Here is a 19060-nt window from a genome sequence, read left to right on the forward strand (position 1 = left end):
GGTGAGGGGTGAGGGGTGAGGGGTGAGCCGTAGGGTCGACTTTAGTCGACCGAACCACAGCACCGGTGGTGAAAAGGTCCACTGAAGTGGACCCTACAACTGACCGCGGCACCGGTGGTGAAAAGGTCCACTGAAGTGGACCCTACAACTGACTGCGACACCGGTGGTGAAAAGGTCCACTGAAGTGGACCCTACAACTGACCGCGGCGCCGTTGGTGGAAAGGTCCACTGAAATGGAGCCTTGGGGCGCGGGCGGCCCGCCCGCATGAGGACAGTACCGAGGAGGGCGAAGGCCGGCGGGCCCCCTTAGGCGGGCTGGGAGTGGGACTGGCCGTCCCGCGGCAGCCAGTCGGTCACCGCGTCGGCCTGCATGGGCCGGGCCAGCAGATAGCCCTGCCCCAGCTGGCAGCCCAGTTGCTGCAACAGTCGTTGCTGCTCGGGCTGCTCTATGCCTTCGGCGGTCACCGCCATGTCCAGGCTGTGGGCCAGGGTGACGATGGTCTTGACCAGGTTGAAGGCGCGCTGGTCTGTCGACAGATCGGCCACGAAGGACTTGTCGATCTTGAGTTTGTTCACCGGCAGCTGGCGCAGGTGGCTGAAGGAGGAATAGCCGGTGCCGAAGTCGTCGAGGGCGATCTCCACCCCGAGCCGGCGCAGCTCGCGCAGGGTGTCGAGGGAGCCGGCCGTGTCCCACAGGCTGGTATCCTCGGTGATCTCCAGCACCAGGCTCTCCGCCTTTACCCCGGTCTCGCGCAGGCTGTCCGCCACCGTGGCCGCCAGTTGGCCCCGGACAAAGATATTGGGGCTGACATTGACGTTCACCTTGAGCCAGTCGAAGCCCGCCGACTGCCACTGGCGCAACTGGCGGCAGGCCCGGTGCAGCACCCAGTCGTTGAGCCGGAAGGCCAGGCCATGGTGCTCGGCCACGGCGATCAGCTCCAGCGGGCTGACCTGGCCGAACTCCGGCGACTGCCAGCGCAACAGCGCCTCGAGGGATTCGATACGGCCGCTTTCCAGGTGAAAGATCGGCTGGTAGTGCAGGCTCAGTTCGTCCTTCTCCAGGGCGGCCTGCAGCGCCACCGCCAGCTTCTGGCGACGCAAGCGCCGCTCGTCCATGTCCGGCTCGAACAGCCGCACCGCGGCCTTGCGGTTGTTCTTGGCGTAGTACATGGCGGTGTCCGCGTGGCTCATCAGCTCCGGCAGGGTGGCGCCGTGAACCGGGTACAGGCTGGTGCCGATGCAGGCCATGGGCGACAGGCAGCCGTCGTTGAGCCGCACTTCCCGCGACAGCGACTGCCACAGCGCCAACGCCATCTGCTCCGCCCCGGTGGCGTCGGCCTGGCGGCGCTGGATCACCACGAACTCGTCGCCGCCGAGCCGGGCCACCACCCCCTGGTCGCCGATGGCCTGACGCAGGCGGGAGGCGATCACCCGCAGCAGCCGATCCCCCACCTCGTGGCCCAGGCTGTCGTTGATGGCCTTGAAGCCGTTCAGATCCACCATGTGCAGCGCAAACGGCCGTTGCTCCTTGTGGGCGGCCGCCAGTGCCTCCCCCATCAGCTGGTAAAAATACATGCGGTTGGGCAGGCCGGTCAGCATGTCGTGGTAGGCCAGCTCGCGGTTGCGCCGGTTTTCCCGCACCAGCAGCCACAGCATCAGGCCGCCGCTGATGAGCAGGCCGGTCAGATACAGCAGGGAACGGGTGCGGATATCCTGGATGATGTTGAGCTGTTGCCAGACGTTGGCGCCGGAGAAACTGTCAACATTGACCTCCCGCGCCAGTTCCCGGTAGGGCGCCAGCTCCTGCTGCAGGGCGAGGATGCCGGCCCGGTCACCGGCGGTCAGATCGTACACCCGAGGTTCCCACAGCTCCAGTTGCTCCCGGAATGCCTGCAACACCGGGAGCACCCCGGGTTGCTCCCGCAGCGGCTGGCTCTCTTCTCCCGTCAGCAGCACCTCGATCCGGCTCCACAACAGCTCGAAGCGCAGTTGCAGGTTGGCCTCGTCGTTGGTGCCGGCCACCAGTTCGCTCAGGGCATGGTCGAACTTCAGCGCTTCGGTCTCAAGCTCGGAGCTGGCCCAGCCGATGCCCTTGATGGTGCCCGACACATACTGCACCACGTCCAGATCCCGGGTGTAGCTGTAGATGGAGCTGAGGCCGAACAACAGGGCGATGGCGGTCAGCAGCAGCAGCTTGAGTTTGTTCACGATCAGCGGATATCCAGGGTTCTGAGCTGCCAGACCATCATTTCATGGTGCTGCTTGAGATTGAGCTCGGGATGGTCGGACAGGGGCAGAAGTATCCATATCGGTCCCTTGTCCCGCACCCTCATCGGCTCCCCGTCCCTGTGGGTCGCCAGCAGCAGCGGATAGTCCGAAGCCACCCCGGGGGGCAGATCCGCATGATACTGATTCAGGGCCGTGGCCCTGACCCGCTCGCCCTCGGCCCCCACCCGGTCCAGCAGATCCCGCAGCAGGACCCCGCGGTAGCGGTGTACCTGGGTGGTCCAGGGGGTGAGGGTATTGAACTCGTGCTGGGGCAGTTGCCCGAGCATGGCCAGGTCGAAGTCGGCCCGCCCCTCGGCATTGGCATTGGTCACCCCTATCCTGCCGGTCACGCTGAGCACCACGGTGCCTTCGGGCGATGGCAGGGTGTCGGCCGCCCGGGCTCCGCCAACCAGCACCACCAACAGGCAGAAACAGGCGAGGGAGCGAACGAAGATCCCCCGAAGAAACGACATATCCGGCAACATGGTGCTACTCCAGCTAGCAAGGGACTCATTAGAGCTTAGATAATGATTCCCGGTTTAACAGCCCGCATGGGCGGGAGTGCAGGTTAAAGCAGTCGTAAATCGAAGTCGAGCTTATCCGGAGGCGGCCACGGGCCCGGTTTCGCCGGCCCGCCTCTTAGCGACGAACGGTGACGGGCCCGGACTATACTTCAAGGGTGTTTTTCCCCGAGGTGAGCGCCATGAAACCAACCCTGTTGCTGGCCCTGCTCTGGCCGGCGCTGCCGGCCCTGGCCATCCCCCTCGCCCCCGGCGTGCTCTCGCCCGGGCTGTATGGCAGCTACGGCCCGGGCGGCGACTGCCAGGCCCGTCCCCTGGTCAGCCTGGATGACGGCGGCCTCTACATAGTGGTGGGCAATAAACGCGGCAAGGTGGAGCCGGTGGACGTCTGCCTGAGCTGCGCCGGCGGCGCCCGCTACGAGGGCATAGAGATCTGGCTGTCGCCCCAGGTGGCCGACACCTACGCCCTGCATTTCCGCTTCAATGCCGGCGAACAAGCCGGCCGGCTGGAAGTGGAGGATCCGGGCAACGTCAGCCTGGGCGCCAACCTGCGGGCGGTGGCCGCCGCCAGCCCCTACCGGCGCTGCGGCCCGCCGGTACAGCCGGCGGGCTGAGCCTCGTCAGGCCGGCTGTGCCGGTGCCTCCTTGTCGCTGCCGCCACCGCGGGGCAGGTTGCGCACATGCAGATCCAGCTGCGGAAAGGCGATCTCGATGCCGGCTTCGCGGAAGGCCTTGAGGATGGCGAAGTGCAGCTCGCTGGTGGTGACCATGCGATCCTTCATCTTGTCCACGTAGACGCGCAGCTCGAAATCCAGGGTACTGGCCCCGAACAGGGTGAAGAACACCGCGGGCGCCGGCTCCTCCAGGGTCAGGGGGTGGGCCACCGCTATCTGCTCCAGCAGCGCCTTGGCCTTGTCCACGTCGGCGTTGTAGCTCACCCCCACCTTGATCACGATGCGGGTCACGTTGTCGGACAGGGTCCAGTTGATCAGCCGCTCGGTGATAAAGGCCTTGTTGGGCACCACGATTTCCCTGTTGTCCCAGTCGATGATGGTGGTGGCACGGGTGCGGATGCGCGCCACCGTGCCGCTGTATTCGCCGATGGTGATGGTGTCCCCCACCCGTACCGGACGCTCGAACAGCATGATGATGCCCGACACGAAGTTGGCCACCACCTCCTGCAGGCCGAAGCCCAGGCCCAGGGTCAGGGCCGCCACCATCCACTGCAGCTCGCTCCAGCGCAGGCCGAGCAGGGAGAACACGGTGATCACCGCCATCACCGCCAGGGCGTAGCGCAGCAGGGTGGTGACGGTGTAGCTGTGGGCCGCGTCCATCAGGCTGCTGCGGGCCAGCAGTATCTCCACCAGGCCGGGCAGGTTACGGGAGGCCAGCAGGTAGACGCCGCCGAGAAAGAAGGCCAGCAGGAAGTCCTGCAGGCTGACCGCGCTCAGTACCTCCGCCTCCCCCACCGTGATGGTGCGGGACCAGAGCGTTATGCCATCGAGCCAGGTCAGGGCCGGCAGCACGTCGGCCCAGACCCAGAGCAGCGCCACCACCAGTCCGGTGGCGGTGGCGGTGCGCAGCAGGGTACGGGTCTGCTGGTTGATGTGTTCCAGGCTGAGGTGGGGATCGGGCAGTTCGACACCGCCTTCGGCCGGTGTTTTCTCCTCTTCCGCTTCCCTCGCCTTCTGCTCGCGCCGGCGGCGGATCAGCAGGTGCACCTCGCTCAGGATCAGGGCCCGGGCCGCCAGGCTGTAGGCCAGCCACACCAGCGCCAGCACCACCAGGCTGTCGATAAAGCGGGGCAGCAGTTCGGCCACGGTGAGCAGGTAACCGCTCAGGATCAGCACGCCCATCACCGCGAATAGCAGGCTCATGCCGACACGCAGCAGGCGGCGCTTGTGCTCGCTGATAAAGCCCGTTTGATGGCGGGGAGGCGGTGCCAGCAGCTGCCAGGTGGCCAGGCCGTTCACCAGGGTGCTCAGCAGCAGGTTGATACGCCCGAACACGTCGTAAACGCCTTCGTCCGGGTGGGCGAAGCTCAGGGACAGCAACAGGATGAACAGCAGTTGCAGCGGCAGGAACCAGGACAGCACGATGCGCAGCCGGGACATCAGCAGGGGATGCCAGTCGAAGTGCACCGGGCCCAGCCCGCCCTTGCGGGTGAAGGACAGGAACAGGTGGCCGACCAGCCACCAGAGGGCGATATTGCGCAGGGTCACGGCCAGCACGTCCACCGCCGGATCCGATTCGGACAGCCCCGCCGGTTGCAGGGACGCAGCCAGCAGCAACACCGGCACCGGCAGCACCCGCAGCAGGCTCCAGCCGATGGCCTTGAAGGTCAGGTTGATGTTGTCGGTGTAACGGTGGGAGCACTGCTCCGCAATCTGCTCGAGCTGCGCCCGGCTGTTGCGCCCCCACCAGGCGAGCAGGGCCGCCAGCGCCACCACCAGCACGGTCCCCAGGGGATTGGCCGTCACCACCAACCAGAGCACGGCCACCAGCGAACGCCAGTTGCCCGGGGTGAGCAGGCTCAGGGTGGCGTCGGGCAGGCGCTTCAGCCAGTCCAGATCGATCACCGAATGGCTGGGCCACCACAGCAGGCTCTCGCCCAGCACCTGATCCAGCTCCGTCACCAGCCGGTTCACCTCCCGCAGCCGCACCTCGTTCTGGCGCAGCTGCTCACTGAGCTGCTCTTCCGCCTGCAGTTGCAGGCTCAGGATCTGGAACTTGATCCGGTTCAACTCGCTCCGGGCCGGGTCCTCGGTCAGCAGGGGCGGCTGGGCCTCCAGCTCGCGGAGCTGGTCACGCAGGGAAATGCTGCGCAGCCGGGACTGGGCCAGCTCCCGCTCCAGTTCCCGCAGGGAAAAGCGGGATTCCTTGTATTCGTTGAGCCGGCGCTTCTCATCCAGGAACTGGACGCCCAGGGCCTCGGTCAGGCCGCCGATCTCGAGCCGCTCCCGAATGCTGCCCAGGGTCTGGGCCAGGCGGGTTTCCCGCTGGCCGTAGTCGTCCCGTCGCGCCTGCAGTACCCGCAGCTGCTCATAGGCCGCCGCCACGGCGTCGATGTTGCCGCGCAGCGCCGTCAACTCGGCGGAGAACCGGCTGGCGGCCTCCGGCTCACGCTCGGTCAACTGGTGCAGCTCCACGCTGAGCGCCCGCAGCTCGGCGGATGAGCGCTGGTTGAACTCCGCTTCCAGCACCTGCAGGTGCAGCCCGAGCAACTGCTCCGCCAGGCCCAGGGCCTGGATCTCCAGCCGCAGCAGTTCCAGCCGCACCGGTATGGTCCTGGCATCGAGTTCGGCGGCCAGCAACCGGGCTTCCTGCTGCCGCCGGGCCGCCAGTTGCAGTTGCTCCACCGCCTCGGCCAGGCCCGGTTGCTCTTCCCCGGCCGCCGGCACCGCTATCTCCTCCACCGGCTGACGCCGGATCTCCTCCAGGCTCTGCTGCTGGCCACGTAACTGCTCTTCGAGCCGGGCCTGGGCCTGCTGTTTCTGCTCCAGCTCGCTCAGCAGCCGGTTGTGGCGAACCTGGTACTCGCCGATGTCGCTCTCGATGCGGGTGAGGGAAACCTCCTGCTGGTCAAACTCGGTGAGCAGGCGACCGAATTCGTCCAGCTGCTGGCGGGCCTGGCTCAGACGCTCATCGAAACCGCGGGCCAGCTCGACCCGCTCCAGCGCGCCCTTGAGCCGGGCCGTGGCGGCTTTCTCAACATCCAGCACCTGCTGCCAGAGCTGGCGCTCCGGCTCGGACAGCGCCTCGTTTTCCAGCTGCTGTCCGGCCCGGGTCGCCAGTTCTCCGTTCAGCCAGGCCTGGGCCGGCGCATCGTCGATGGCCGCGACCTGGGTTTCCAGTTGTTCGCGCCCCTGGGCCAGGGCCGTGCGCAACTCGGGCAGTTGCCGAGTCAGCAGCAAGGCGGCCGTGTTGGGATCCTGGTCGAGAACCCCGGCCTGAGCCTGCACCTCGGCCTGAGCCTGAGCCTGAGCCTGGGCCTGGGCCTGGGCCTGGGCCTGGGCCTGGGCCTGGGCCTGGGCCTGGGCAGGCAGGCCCCACCATAACAGCAGACAAAGCAACCAGCCGGTCACACCCACACCGGCACTAGCGGAACGACGCATAGACAGCCACGCACTCGAGGAGAAAAAACAGGGCTAGATAATACGCCAGAAGGGACGGGGCCGGCGAGCCCCGGAATGAAATGGGGATTGGGGATTGGGGATTCTGGATTGAAGACCGGAACCGGGAACCGGACAATCCCCGGTTCCCGGTTCCCAGCCCCAGTCTCGGTCAGAGCCGGTTAAGGGTAATGCCCGACTCCGGCAGGGCGGTCAGTACCGGTCGCTGGCTGCGCACGTAGTCGACAAAGGCCTGGGCGTCGGTGTTGCAGCGCACGCCCTGGGCCTTGCAGTCCAGCGGCTGGTTGATGTAGTGCACCTGCACCCGGCCGCCGTCGGTCTTGCTCAGGCGGGCCACCGGGAAGGCGGCAAGCTTGCCGTTGACAAAGGCCAGATCCAGCCGGTCGGTCAGCACCTGCTGGGTCGCGAACAGGGTGTTCCAGCCGTCGTTGCCGGAGGCGTTGTAGCTGGTCATCACCACCTGGTAGCTGGCTTCGGGGTCAAGCCGCTGCCACTGGCCGTCGCGCCGGACCTCGATACGGCTGAGAAAGCCCCTGTCCCTGCCGGTTTCGTCAAACTGGTAACGCAGGCCCGCCACATAGGGGAACTTGCCGGTGTGGGCGCCCTCGGGCAGGGAGGCGTTGATGGTCTCCAGCAGCAGGCCCGCCACCTGGCGGCCGGTGAGGGAAACGATGCTCATGGCGTTGGCGAAGGGCAGCAGTTCCAGGGTGACGTGGCCTTCCTTGAGCTCGCCGGGCTCCAGGCTGGTGCGCACGCCGCCGGCGCCGACCAGGGCGATGTCGGCGCGCCGGCCGGTCACCGCCTGCACCGCGGGGGTATTGGCCCAGTACAGCTGGCTGGCCGCCACCAGGGGAGCCACTTCGGAACCCTCGCCATTTACCGGCAACCGCACGTGCCTGAGCGCGGCGGGCACATGGCCGATCACCCGGCCATAGGCCCGGTCCAGGGCCGGCTTGTAGTTCTCGTCGATATGGGCGCGCAGGGCTGGATCTTCCTCCACCAGGGCGATATTGGGCTGGGCCTCGATATAGGCGGCGACCCGCTCGGCGTCCTGTCCGGACAGGCGGTGCTGCTCGGCGCGGCGGATATCGCGGAAGAAGGCGTTGTCGGACAGCAGGGTATTGCCGCCCTCGCAGCGCAGCAGCCGGCCGTCGGGGGTCAGGGTCAGGTCCACCCGGCCCATGGCCTGGGCATACTGGCCGGCCTGCACCACGCAGGTCTTGCCACGGCCGTCCTGGTTGGTGAACACCTGGGCATAGGGCTCATTTTGCTCCCAACCCAGGTTGCGGAAGTCGCCGAGCAGGCTGTGGGAATGGCCGCCCACGATCAGATCGATGCCGTTCACCTCTTTTGCCAGGCGCTGATCCCGCTCCAGCCCCAGGTGGGTGATGGCGATGATGTTCTTCACCCCCATCTCGCGCAGGTGGCGCACGGTGCGCTGGGCGCCCTGCACTTCCTGCTCGAACCGCAGTTCGCCCACGTTGGGGGCGATGTCGGCCATGTCCTCCAGCACCACGCCCATCACCGCCACCACCGGCCGGCGACCGGCGTCCTTCAGGGTCTCGACCCGGCGCTTCTTGTTGCCGTCGAAGGCGTAGAGCACATAGGGCTTGAGGTTGCCCGCCTCGGCCAGGTGCGGATCCCGGCTGGCGTCCAGGTTGGCGGCCAGCACCGGGAACTCGACGCTGCCGATAAAGGCGGCCAGGCGCTCGTTGTCGAGATCGAACTCGTGGTTGCCGAGCGCCATGGCATCAAGCTGCATCCGGCTCAGCACGTCGGCGTTCATGGCGCCCTGGTTGAGCTTGAAGTAGCCGGTGCCCTGCCAGGCATCGCCGCCGTGCAGGAAGAGGATGGGCTGATCGGCGGCGGCGGCCTGCTCCTTGAGTCCGTTGGCGAAACTGAGCAGGCGGGGATGGCCGCCCAGGCGGGTGAACAGGGCCCGGTTGCCGAGTTCCAGCCGCGCATCGCTGGGATCGAAGTGGGAATGGGTGTCGTTGATATGGGCCACGGTCAGGGTAAAGGGCTGATCCGGCTGCTGGCTGGCACAGCCCGCCAGCGCCAGGGCCAGTACCCCGGCCACTATGCTTTTATTCATGGATGGATAAACTCCGTTTATTGATAAATGTCGTGCTCTTGGGTTCTGCGTGCCTGGTCGACTGAAGTCGACCCTACAAAATGCACCGGGGCCTGCCGTAGGGTCCACTTCCGTGGACCACTCGCCATCGGCACCGTGGTTCGGTCGAATAAATTCGGCCCTACGGCGGCCGTACCTGCCGCAGGGCTCAACTGGTAAAGACCACCGTCTTGCCGTTGTGCAGGAACACCCGCCGCTCGATATGGTACTGCACCGCCCGGGCCAGGGTGATGCATTCGATGTCCCGCCCCTTGGCGATCAACTGTTCCGGGTAATGGCTGTGATCCACCACCTCCACCCCCTGGGTGATGATGGGGCCCTCGTCCAGATCGTTGTTGATGTAGTGGGCGGTGGCCCCCACCAGCTTGACCCCCTTGTCGTAGGCCTGGTGGTAGGGTTTGGCGCCCTTGAAGCCGGGCAGCAGGGAATGGTGGATATTGATGGCCCAGCCCTCGAGCGCGGCGCACATGGCGGGGCTCAGCACTTGCATATAGCGCGCCAGCACCACCAGATCCGCCTCGCACTCCCTGATGATGGCGAGCACCTGGGCCTCCTGCTCCGCCCGGTTGGCGTCGTTCACCGGCAGGTGGTAATAGGGAATGTGATGCCAGTCGGCCAGGCGCTGCAAGTCCGGGTGGTTGGAGATGATGGCCGGGATCTCGATGGCCAGCTGGCCGGTACGGTAGCGGTAGAGCAGATCGTTGAGGCAGTGATCGAACTTCGACACCAGTATCACCACATTGGGCCTGTGGCGGGTGGCGGTCAGTTCCCACTGCATCCCGAACTGTTCGGCCCGGGGGCGGAAACCGGCCCGGAAACCGTCTTCGTCGAAGGCGGGCTCCCGGGGCGGGCGGAATTCCACCCGGATAAAGAAGTGTTCGCTGATGACGTCGTCGAAGGTCTGCATTTCCACCACGTAACAGCCCTGCTCGCGCAGGTAACGGGTCACCACGTCCACGGTGCCCAGGCTGCCCCGACAATGGGCGGTCAGATAATAGGTGTCTCTCGGCTTGGCCACGGATGCCCTCCCTACCCAGATAAATGATGTACCCTCACGGCGCGAGCCCGCTATTTTGCGGCAATCCGCGCCATTGTGCCAGTGGCTCAGGCAGACGGTGGCGCCAGCGGTTTTTCCATCAGGAAGCGGGTGAACACCAGCCCGCCCCGGTTGACCTCCTGCCGGCTCAGCAGCAGGAAGCCGCGCTGCTCGAACAGGGGCTTGGACAGCAGGCTGGCATCGGTGCGCAGCCGCGCCACGCCACGCCGGGCCGCCTCGGCCTCGATATCCGCACAGAGCCGGCCGGCCAGGCCCCGCCCGGTATGCTCGGCCAGCACGTAAAGCAGGGCCAGGTGATCGTCCGGGTGCAGGGTGGCGAAGGCCACGGGGATCTGCTGGAAGGCCATGATGCGGGTGTAGCCGTCCCGGATCAGGGCCTTGAATTCATCCGGGTACAGATAGGGAAAGGAGGCCCACACCGCGACCTGGTCGTCGCTGTAGCCCTGCCGCCCCTGGGCCATGACCGCATCGTGGTAGATCAGCTCCAGGCTGCTGAGATCGGTCTCTTGATAGTCTCTGATCAGATACATGTCGGCTCCGAGAGCATGGTCGGTCCGGGCGGTCTGTTAATTCTTGTCCGCCCCGTCGGGCTTGTCCAACCAGCGCAGCTTCATCTCCCTGTTGCGGGCGACCAGGGCCATGACCCCGCCCGCCAGGCACACCATGACGCCGAAGATCCAGGCCGGCGCCGGCCCCCACAGCATGACGCCGGAGCCGGACAGCAGCAGCACGAAGCCCATCAGCTTGGCGCGGGTGGCACGGCCGTTGACCGACAGGCGCGCACCGCAGTGGGGGCAACGAAAATGCACATCGAGCCCCCGGCTTTCCCGTTCGGTCACCTGGGCGGGGCGGATCACTTGCTCACAACTGGGACACTTCACACGTTTTCCTCATCTGCTATGGGTTCGGGGCCGGCCTCGACCAGGCTGCCCGGGGCGATTTTGTCCTTGCCGGCCAGGCCCTGCAAGTAAAACAGGCAGCGTTCGCCATGGTAACTGAGCCGCTCGCAACTGCGCGCCAGGGTCAGGCCGTCGAGGGTGGCCTCCATCGCCAGCTTGCGGGTGGCCGAGGCCTGCAAAATGGACAAGCGGATATCCTGGTTGTGCTGGCGCAGGGCCTGCAAGGCCTGCTCGATATCCTCTTCCTGCCGGTGGTCGGTCAGCGCCTGGGCGGCGTTGAGCAGCAGCGCCGCCAGCTCCCGGGCGTGCTGGCTGAGCGGGATGATGGCCTGCACCTGGGGCTCCCAGCGGATCTTGAGCGCCTCGTGGGCGCTCTGGCGCACATGATCGAGCAGGTGCAGGCAGGCGTTGAGCCGGTTGAGCACCTCCCCTTCCGCCTCCGGCAGCCGGGCCAGGTAACGGGCCACCACCTCGGTGGCGTCCCGGGCCTCGTCCAGGTTGGCCACCACGAAACCGGCCTCCTCGTTGCGCAGCCGGGCGGCGGCGTTCTGCAGCACCACCTGGGCGCACTGGCGCAGGGTGCCGTGGGCCGCCTCCACCGCCAGGGAGGGCACCACCTGCATGCTGGCGTCGAGGTGGCGGGTCAGGGCGGGCCGCGGCTCCGGCAACAGCCGCTCGGCCAGGGCCGCCAGTTGGGCGGTAAAGGGCAGGAACAGCGCCGCCCCCAGCAGATTGAACAGGGTATGGAAAGCGGCCAGAGTCAGGGCCTGGTGGTCGCCCAGGCCGTCGCCGGTGAGCCAGTCGGCCAGCCAGATCAGCAGCGGCAGAATAAAGAAAGCCAGGGTGCCGGCCCCGATATTGAACAGAATATGGATAAGGGCGGTGCGCTTGGCGGCGATGGTGGCGCCGATGGCGGCCAGGGCGGCGGTAAAGGTGGAGCCCAGGTTCTGGCCGATGACCATGGCCCCGGCCTGCTCCAGGGACAGGGTGCCCGTGGCAAGGGCGGTCAGGGTGATGGCCAGGGCGGCGCTGGAGGACTGCATCAGCAGCGTCATAACCAGTCCCACCAGCAGCAGCATAAAGCGCGCACCCAGGGTGGCGGCGCCGAACCGGCTGAGGTCGATGCGCTCCGCCAGCCCGCCCATGCCGCTTTGCAGCAGGTCCAGCCCCACGAACAGCACCCCGAAGCCGGCCAGGGCGATGCCGGCCGAGGCCAGCCGTCCCTTGCCCAGCAGCCGCAGCAGCACGCCGACGCCGACCAGGGGCAGCAGCAGGCTGCCGATGGACAGCTTGAGCCCGAGCAGGGACACCAGCCAGCCGGTGCTGGTGGTGCCCAGGTTGGCGCCGATCACCACGCCGATGGCCTGGCTCAGGGACAGCAGGCCGGCGGACACGAAACCGATGGTGGCCAGGGTGGTGGCATGGGAAGACTGCACCAGGGCGGTGATGGCCGCCCCGCTCAGCACCGCCTTGATCCTGGAGCCGGTCAGCCGGCCCAGGGTGGTGCGCAGCCGGTCCCCGGCCAGGGCGGTCAGCCCCTCGGTCAGCAGTATCATGCCCAGCAGGAAGAGGCCGATGCCGCCAAGCAGGGTGCCGATGGTGGTGAACATGGTGAAACCGCTCCCGGTGCCGATGATGCCCACGGGCCGCCTCGGGGCCCGACAAAACAGCGATGATAACAAAGCCTGGCCGGGCTAGCTGCCGGGGCAGGCGGATTTTGCCGGATTTTTGCTAGGGTTAAGACAGGAGTCAGCACAGGAGCACCGCCATGTCCCCCTTCCTCCATCGACGCGCCGCCGGCCAGGCCCTGGCCAGGGCCCTGCGGCATTACCGGGGCCGCCCCGACCTGCTGGTGCTGGGCCTGCCCCGGGGCGGGGTACCGGTGGCCTTCGAGGTGGCGAAGGACCTGGGCGCGCCCCTCGACGTGCTGCTGGTGCGCAAGCTCGGCCATCCCCACCACGAGGAACTGGCCATGGGCGCCATCGCCTCGGGCGATATCCTGGTGTGGAACCCGGAGATCCGCGGCCGCCTCGAGCAGCAGCGGATCGAGGCCGTGCTCCGCCGGGCGCGGGCGGAGCTCGAACGCCGGGAACACGCCTACCGGAGCGATGCCCCGCCCCTTGCGCTGGCCGGCGCCACCGTGCTGCTGGTGGACGACGGCCTGGCCACCGGCGCCACCATGGAGGCGGCGGTACGGGCGGTGAAAAGCCGGCGGCCGGCACGGCTGGTGGTGGCGGTGCCGGTCAGCTCAACCGAGGCGGCGGCCCGGATCCGGGCCCTGGCGGACGAGTTCGTCGCCCTGCTGGTGAGCCCGGCATTCGGCTCGGTCGGCCAGTATTATCTCGACTTCGGCCAGACCGAAGACCAGGAGGTCCGTGAACTGCTGGCCGAGGCGGCCAAGCCGGGCTCGTTGCCGTAAGCGGACGACAACCGGGGTCATCCCTCCAGCTCCAGCAAGACCAGCTCGGCCACCGGTCCGCCGGAGGCCGGGTTCTGCCCGGTGATCAACCGCTGATCGCTCACCGCCAGGGGCAGCCAGGGTGCCTCCGCCTTCTGGTAGAGGGCGCCGCGTTTGACCAGTTCATCCTCGGTGAGAAAGGGTACAAACCGATCCAGCTCGGCCAGTTTTTCCTCCTCGTTGGAAAAGCCGGTCACCTCCTTGCCCTTGATCAGCAGGGAACCGTCGCTCAGCCGGATATTGAACAGGCCGGCGGCCCCGTGGCAGACGGAAGAGACGATGCCGCCGCTCTCGTAGATGCGCTGGCCGATCAGTTGCAGCGACTCGTTGTCGGGAAAATCCCAGATGACGCCGTGGCCACCGGCGTAATAGATAGCGACATAATCGTCCGGATCGACCTCGGCGGGGCTGAGGGTCGCCCCCAGCCGGTTCATAAAGGCCTTGTTCTGGTACCAGCGCCAGTCCAGCTCGTCGGCCATGGCCAGGCTGTGGGGATCGATGGGGGTATAGCCGCCCCTGGGGCTGACATAGTCGACCTGGTAGCCGGCCTCCTCCATCCTGCTGACGAAATGCACCGCCTCGCCCAGCCACAGGCCGGTGGCCCGGTTCAGGTTGGGGTATTTTTCCACGCTGGTCACCACCACCAGAATTTTCTGTTTCATCTTCATCACCTTCTCCCTGCCATCGGCAACCGGTTACCAGTGCAAGCTTAGTCCCGCTGCCGTCAAAATGGGCCGGGGCGGGACGATTTACGTGGCCAACGGCAAGGCAACGCGGGCGACAGCCCGCAAACCCCTTTAATTTTTTCCGGCTTGGGATATGCTGCGGGCAGTCAAGCCAACCGACGGGATAAGAATTTGAAACAAGCTTACCTCAGTGCCCTGGTGATCGGCGCCGTGCTCAGCGGCTGCGCCGGCCAGGCCGAAACCTCGCAGCCGGCCCCCGCCGCCGTCCAGCCACCGCAGCCGGCGGCCAGCACTGTGCCGCCCGGCGCCGCCGAGCAGCAGAGCTTTGCCGCCTGGCGGCAGGGTTTCCGCGGTCGCGCCCTGGCCGCCGGCATTCGCCCGGCGGTGTTCGACGCCGCCTTCAGGGACGTCAAACTGAACCAGGAGGTGATGCGCCTGGACGGACGCCAGGCCGAGTTCACCAAGCAGATCTGGGAATACCTGGACACCGCCACCTCCGCCACCCGCGTCAGCAACGGTCGCCAGAAATGGCAGGAGCTGGCCCCCACCCTCAAGGCCATCGAAACCCGCTACGGGGTAGACGCCAAGGTGGTACTGGCCATCTGGGGCATGGAGACCAACTACGGCTCCTTCCGGGGCAACACCGGCATCATCGAGGGCCTGGCCACCCTCGCCTTCGAGGGCCGCCGCCGCAGCTTTGCCGAAGAGCAGCTGATCGCCGCGCTCAGGATACTGCAGTCGGGCGACACCAGCCCCGAGCGGATGCGCGGCTCCTGGGCCGGCGCCATGGGCCACACCCAGTTCATGCCCACCAGCTACCTGCAGTATGCCCAGGACTTCACCGGCGACGGCAAGCGGGACATCTGGGGCGAGGATCCCACCGATGCCCTGGCCTCCACCGCCTACTACCTGGCCCGTTTCGGCTGGCAGCAGGGCGCGCCCTGGGGACTGGAAGTGAAACTGCCGGCCGGCTTCGACTACGGCCTGGCGGATCAGGACAACCGCCAGCCCGTGGCCTACTGGCGCGGCAGGGGCATCACCACCCTCGACGGCCGGCCGCTGCCGGATCACGGCGAGGCCGCCATACTGGTGCCCGCCGGCGCCCAGGGTCCGGCCTTCGTGATCTACAACAACTTCCGGGTGATCCGTCGCTACAACAACGCCACCTCCTACGCCATGGCGGTGGGCCACCTGGGCGACAAACTGGCCGGCGGCGGCGAGTTCCGCACTCCCTGGCCACGGCACGAGCGGGCCCTGAGCCGGGTCGAGAAGGAAGAGCTGCAGCGCCGGCTCACCGCCCGGGGCTTCGACACCCGGGGCGCCGACGGGGTCATCGGCCCCAATACCATCAGCGCCATCCGCGCCTTCCAGCAGTCTCGCGGCCAGGTGGCCGACGGCTACGCCAGCGAGTCGCTGCTCAAGCAACTGCGCTGAGGCCGGGAGCGCAGGCGGCCCGCCTGCCTTCGCGCGAAGCGCGCATCCTCGGGTTGGCCTGGCACATCCCAGGCTTAAAAGGGCTCGGGGCAGAACAGGCATCGCGGGTTGGGCTCTGTCTAACCCACCTCGGTGCCCCCTGATGCGGGCGGGCCGCCCGCGCCCCAAGAAGGTGGTGGAACGCAGGCGGCCCTGTTTTTTCAGGCCGCCTTGTCCGCCAGCAGGTGGCCGGCGTCGAAGCCGAGGATCAGCGAGCCCCAGTGCCGGCCCTTGACGTAAAGGGGAATGGACAGATCGTTGATCACCTCACCGGTGTTGCGGATATAGCTCTGCAGCAGGAAGGGCTTCTCGTGGTTGCAGCGGCGCCGCTCCTGGCGGCTCTGGTTGTAGAGCCGGCGATGGCGGCAGTGGATATTGTCCCGCTCCCGGTCGCCGCTCAGGGGCTGGGAGTGCTTGCCGTGGTGCACCGGGATATAGCCCTTGGTGTCCACCCCCACCACGTAGACGAACTCCGGATGCGCCTTGATGAAGCTGTCGTAGAGTGCCTGCAGTTCGCCCTCCACCGCCGCGACGTACCCGGTCAGGAACTGGGCCGGCTCCTGGCCCGGGTTGACCGGCCGGTAGTTCTGGTCGAACAGGTTGACGCCCTGGTCCGCGAAGCGCCCCAGCAGGCTGCCCACTTCATCCGCCCAGCGGGTTCCCAGCCGGGTGATCCGCTCGAAATCCCCCTGCCCCACGATAAACTGGGACAGCAGCTCCAGGGTGGCCTCGGTGGCGCCTTCCAGCGACGAGGAAAACTCCCGGGACCGGCTCATGTTGTCCTTCATGGTGACGGAGAGCCCGGCGATGGACTCCACGTGCTGGTGGGATTCCTTATTGGTGTAGGAGAGTTCGTCCAGGGCGGCGGAAATGGTGGTGAGCTGCTGGTTCATCTGCTCGAAATCCGCCACCATGGCGCCGAACTGATCCCGGTTGCGGCTCATGAACAGGTCCGTTTCCTGGATGTGCTGGCTGATGGTCTCGGCCCCCTCGCGGGTGCTCTGCACCAGGCTGGTCATCTCGCCGATATTGCGGTGTATTTCCTGGGTGGCCTCCCCCACCTTGCGGGCCAGGTTGCGCACCTCGTCCGCCACCACCGCGAAGCCCCGGCCGGCCTCGCCGGCGCGGGCCGCCTCGATGCTGGCGTTCAGGGCCAGCAGGTTGGTCTGCTCGGAAAAGTCCTGCACCAGCCCCAGTATGTTCTGGATATTGCGGGAGTTCTGGCTCAGGGTATGGACCGTCTTGCCGAACTCCCGGGTCAGTTGCTCCACCGCCTTGATCTTGTCCACCGCCAGCCGCAATTCCTCGCTTGACTGGCGCACCTCCGCCAGGTTGTGGCTGGTCTGCTGGCTGATGTCCACGGTGTTGGCGGCGATCTCCTCCACCGCCAGGGTCGCCTGCCGGCTGGACTCGAAGATCTGCTGGGCGATCTTCTCCTGGCCGGCGGAGGAATGGCCGGCATGGCCTATCATCTGCTGCAGGTGGGTGGCGTTGACGGCCACCCTGATCGAGTTCAGCCGGGCTTCGCTGATCATCGCCCGCAGCTTGTCGGCGAAGTCGTTGTAGCTCCTGGCCATGGTGGAGATTTCATCGAAGGTGTAGTCGGGCAGGGTCGCCGAGATGTCGCCGTTCCTGTCCTTCACCGCCTGCAGGGCCGCGGTGATGTCCTTGATCGGCCGGACAAAAATCTCGCGCATAAAGAACACGATAAAGACGCCGACGGCCAGGGCCAGGCCGCCGCAGGCCAGGATCAGCCAGCCGAACTGTCGCAGCACCGGCTCCAGGGCGGCGGCGTCCAGGCCGGCCAGCTCGATGTCGTGGCGTACCCGGCCCAGATAGTACAGCGACAGGCCGACCAGCAGCAGTTGCGGCAACAGCAAGGCGCCGACATTGCCCACTATCTTGCGGGTGAGGGTATACCAGAAGGTTTTTTCTATGGTGCGGTAGAGGTTCATCCTGATGCTCTCGTGGTCTGATTCCATGGTGCGGACGGCGCTAATCTGTCATCTCAGCTGCAACATAGTAAGCCATCCCCGGCACCAGGCTACAGTTTCATGCGGAAACTTTGACCTGGTGCACGACAAGGGCGGGATCAGGATGAGCGGCTGAGCGGCAGCCAGGCGCCGATCAGCATGAAGACGCCGCCGCAGGCGCGGTTGAAGCCCCTTCCGCTGCGGGCCAGCCAGCCGGACAGCCGGCTGGCGAAGCCGGCGATCAGGAGTTCGGTCAGGCACTCCACCAGGGCGAAGGTCACCGCCATGATGACGAACTGCCACCAGAGGCTGGCCGCGGGATCGATAAACTGGGGCAGGAAGGCGGCGAAGAACAGGATGGCCTTGGGATTGGCCAGGGCCGACAGCAGGCCCTGGCGGGCCATGGCCCAGCCGGAGGCCCCGCCCTCCAGGGCGCCGAATCCGCCGCCCGGCGCCGGCGAGCGCCAGACCTGCACCCCCAGCCACACCAGGTAGAGGCCGCCGACGACCTTCATCACCAGCAGCAGTTCGCCCGCCAGGCTCAGCACGGAGGCGATGCCGAACATCGACAGGCCGATCACCCCCATAAAGCCCAGGGCGCCGCCGCCGATGGTGGCCAGGGTCCGGCCCGGACCGTAGAGGGCGCCGTGGGTCAGGGCAAGCAGGCCGTTGGGGCCGGGGGTGAGGGAAAGGCCGATGCTGGCGGCCAGGTAGACGAGCCAGGTTTCCAGGGTCATGAGGATCTCCGTGGTGGGTGATGGCCCCATTATGCCGCCCCCGCCCCTTCCCTTTACCGGAGAAATAGGACATAAAAAGGGAATATCTGGACCTATGGATCCCCCATGCCAAGCCCCGACGTCGGTTTTCTGCTGCTGCCCCTGCCCGGCTTCGCCCTGCTGCCCTTCGGCGGCTTTCTCGACAAGCTGCGTTTTTCCGCCGACGACGAGGATCACAGCCGCCAGCGCTATTGCCGCTGGCGGATACTGGGCCTGGCGCCGGAGGAAAGGGTGACCGCCAGCTGCGGGGTGGAGGTCTGCACCCAGGTCACGGTCCGCGAGCTGGACTGGTCCCGTTACCAGTACCTGGTGATCTTCGGCGGCCGCGAAGCGGGCCAGACCCGGCACCTGGCCCCCCGCTACCGGGCGCTGCTGCGCCTGGCCCGGGCCCACGGCCTCAGCCTTGCCAGCATCGACAACGCCTGCTTCCTGCTGGCCGAGGCCGGCCTGCTGGCGGGGCACCGGGTGGCGGTGCACTGGCGCCACGCCCGGGAGTTCGCCACCGCCTTTCCGCAGCTCCCCATGACCACGGAGCAGCTGTACCTGCTGGACGGCAAGCGCATCAGCTGCGCCGGCGGCAGCGCCGCCATCGAGCTGGCCACCGAGCTGCTCGCCCGCCACTGCGGCCGGGAGCGGGCGCTGAAGGGGCTGGCGGACATGCTGGTGGACGAGGCCCGAACCC

15 protein-coding genes are annotated in these 19060 nt (G+C 67.0%); 4 read left to right on the forward strand and 11 right to left on the reverse strand.

Annotated features, from left to right (window positions below):
- Nucleotides 1–306: 306 nt before the first annotated feature.
- Both CGX12_RS14840 and CGX12_RS14845 read right to left on the reverse strand, forming a co-directional pair.
- A complete protein-coding gene (locus CGX12_RS14840) occupies nt 307–2208 on the reverse strand; it encodes a putative bifunctional diguanylate cyclase/phosphodiesterase (RefSeq protein WP_254918309.1) in 1902 nt (633 codons plus the stop codon).
- 2 nt (nt 2209–2210) lie between these two features.
- Nucleotides 2211–2753: a putative pterin-binding protein gene (locus CGX12_RS14845; RefSeq protein ID WP_217898189.1), complete on the reverse strand. Its 543-nt coding sequence runs from the start codon at nt 2751–2753 to the stop codon at nt 2211–2213.
- 218 nt (nt 2754–2971) lie between these two features.
- On the opposite strand from CGX12_RS14845, the gene CGX12_RS14850 reads away from it, so the two are divergent.
- The gene (locus tag CGX12_RS14850; protein ID WP_094040640.1) at nt 2972–3403 is read left to right on the forward strand and encodes a hypothetical protein; all 432 of its coding nucleotides are present in this window, start codon (nt 2972–2974) and stop codon (nt 3401–3403) included.
- Nucleotides 3404–3409: 6 nt separating this feature from the next.
- Here the strand turns inward: CGX12_RS14850 and CGX12_RS14855 are convergent, their stop codons facing one another.
- The 6 genes from CGX12_RS14855 to CGX12_RS14880 all read right to left on the reverse strand — a co-directional run bounded on the left by CGX12_RS14855 (nt 3410) and on the right by CGX12_RS14880 (nt 12622).
- Complete coding sequence (locus CGX12_RS14855) at nt 3410–6874, reverse strand: mechanosensitive ion channel domain-containing protein (RefSeq protein ID WP_142995642.1); 3465 nt, start codon at nt 6872–6874, stop codon at nt 3410–3412.
- Between the two features lie 199 nt (nt 6875–7073).
- The gene (locus tag CGX12_RS14860) at nt 7074–9017 is read right to left on the reverse strand and encodes a bifunctional metallophosphatase/5'-nucleotidase (protein WP_094040642.1); all 1944 of its coding nucleotides are present in this window, start codon (nt 9015–9017) and stop codon (nt 7074–7076) included.
- Between the two features lie 187 nt (nt 9018–9204).
- Nucleotides 9205–10074 carry a formyltetrahydrofolate deformylase gene (purU, locus tag CGX12_RS14865; RefSeq protein ID WP_094040643.1) on the reverse strand — a complete coding sequence of 290 codons (870 nt, stop codon included), beginning with the start codon at nt 10072–10074 and terminating at the stop codon, nt 9205–9207.
- Between the two features lie 86 nt (nt 10075–10160).
- The gene (locus tag CGX12_RS14870; RefSeq protein ID WP_094040644.1) at nt 10161–10643 is read right to left on the reverse strand and encodes a GNAT family N-acetyltransferase; all 483 of its coding nucleotides are present in this window, start codon (nt 10641–10643) and stop codon (nt 10161–10163) included.
- 36 nt (nt 10644–10679) lie between these two features.
- A complete protein-coding gene (locus CGX12_RS14875) occupies nt 10680–10994 on the reverse strand; it encodes a hypothetical protein (RefSeq protein WP_142995643.1) in 315 nt (104 codons plus the stop codon).
- Complete coding sequence (locus CGX12_RS14880; protein ID WP_142995644.1) at nt 10991–12622, reverse strand: Na/Pi cotransporter family protein; 1632 nt, start codon at nt 12620–12622, stop codon at nt 10991–10993. The genes CGX12_RS14875 and CGX12_RS14880 overlap by 4 nt, the downstream gene beginning before the upstream one ends.
- Nucleotides 12623–12780: 158 nt before the next feature.
- On the opposite strand from CGX12_RS14880, the gene CGX12_RS14885 reads away from it, so the two are divergent.
- Nucleotides 12781–13431, forward strand: a complete 651-nt coding sequence (locus CGX12_RS14885) for a phosphoribosyltransferase (protein ID WP_094040647.1) — start codon at nt 12781–12783, stop codon at nt 13429–13431.
- Between the two features lie 17 nt (nt 13432–13448).
- Here the strand turns inward: CGX12_RS14885 and CGX12_RS14890 are convergent, their stop codons facing one another.
- Complete coding sequence (locus tag CGX12_RS14890) at nt 13449–14132, reverse strand: type 1 glutamine amidotransferase domain-containing protein (RefSeq protein ID WP_094040653.1); 684 nt, start codon at nt 14130–14132, stop codon at nt 13449–13451.
- Between the two features lie 195 nt (nt 14133–14327).
- Between CGX12_RS14890 and CGX12_RS14895 the strand changes: the two genes are divergently transcribed.
- On the forward strand, nt 14328–15590 hold the full coding sequence (locus CGX12_RS14895; protein WP_094040648.1) for a lytic murein transglycosylase: 1263 nt from the start codon (nt 14328–14330) through the stop codon (nt 15588–15590).
- Nucleotides 15591–15790: 200 nt separating this feature from the next.
- Here CGX12_RS14895 and CGX12_RS14900 read toward each other — a convergent pair whose 3' ends face one another.
- The gene (locus CGX12_RS14900; protein ID WP_217898190.1) at nt 15791–17611 is read right to left on the reverse strand and encodes a methyl-accepting chemotaxis protein; all 1821 of its coding nucleotides are present in this window, start codon (nt 17609–17611) and stop codon (nt 15791–15793) included.
- Nucleotides 17612–17721: 110 nt separating this feature from the next.
- Complete coding sequence (locus CGX12_RS14905; protein WP_094040650.1) at nt 17722–18339, reverse strand: LysE family translocator; 618 nt, start codon at nt 18337–18339, stop codon at nt 17722–17724.
- Nucleotides 18340–18444: 105 nt separating this feature from the next.
- On the opposite strand from CGX12_RS14905, the gene CGX12_RS14910 reads away from it, so the two are divergent.
- A partial coding sequence (locus CGX12_RS14910) for an AraC family transcriptional regulator (RefSeq protein WP_142995645.1) occupies nt 18445–19060 on the forward strand: 616 nt, incomplete at its 3' end.

The organism is Zobellella denitrificans (genome assembly GCF_002237365.1).
Lineage (GTDB): Bacteria > Pseudomonadota > Gammaproteobacteria > Enterobacterales > Aeromonadaceae > Oceanimonas > Oceanimonas denitrificans.

Coding starts and splice junctions, on each gene's coding strand:
- CGX12_RS14870 (WP_094040644.1), bottom strand. CDS start 10,643: ATGTATCTGATCAGAGACTATCAAGAGACCGATCTCAGCAGCCTGGAG.
- CGX12_RS14900 (WP_217898190.1), bottom strand. CDS start 17,611: ATGGAATCAGACCACGAGAGCATCAGGATGAACCTCTACCGCACCATA.
- CGX12_RS14850 (WP_094040640.1), top strand. CDS start 2,972: ATGAAACCAACCCTGTTGCTGGCCCTGCTCTGGCCGGCGCTGCCGGCC.
- CGX12_RS14880 (WP_142995644.1), bottom strand. CDS start 12,622: ATGTTCACCACCATCGGCACCCTGCTTGGCGGCATCGGCCTCTTCCTG.
- CGX12_RS14885 (WP_094040647.1), top strand. CDS start 12,781: ATGTCCCCCTTCCTCCATCGACGCGCCGCCGGCCAGGCCCTGGCCAGG.
- CGX12_RS14845 (WP_217898189.1), bottom strand. CDS start 2,753: ATGTTGCCGGATATGTCGTTTCTTCGGGGGATCTTCGTTCGCTCCCTC.
- CGX12_RS14890 (WP_094040653.1), bottom strand. CDS start 14,132: ATGAAACAGAAAATTCTGGTGGTGGTGACCAGCGTGGAAAAATACCCC.
- CGX12_RS14860 (WP_094040642.1), bottom strand. CDS start 9,017: ATGAATAAAAGCATAGTGGCCGGGGTACTGGCCCTGGCGCTGGCGGGC.
- CGX12_RS14905 (WP_094040650.1), bottom strand. CDS start 18,339: ATGACCCTGGAAACCTGGCTCGTCTACCTGGCCGCCAGCATCGGCCTT.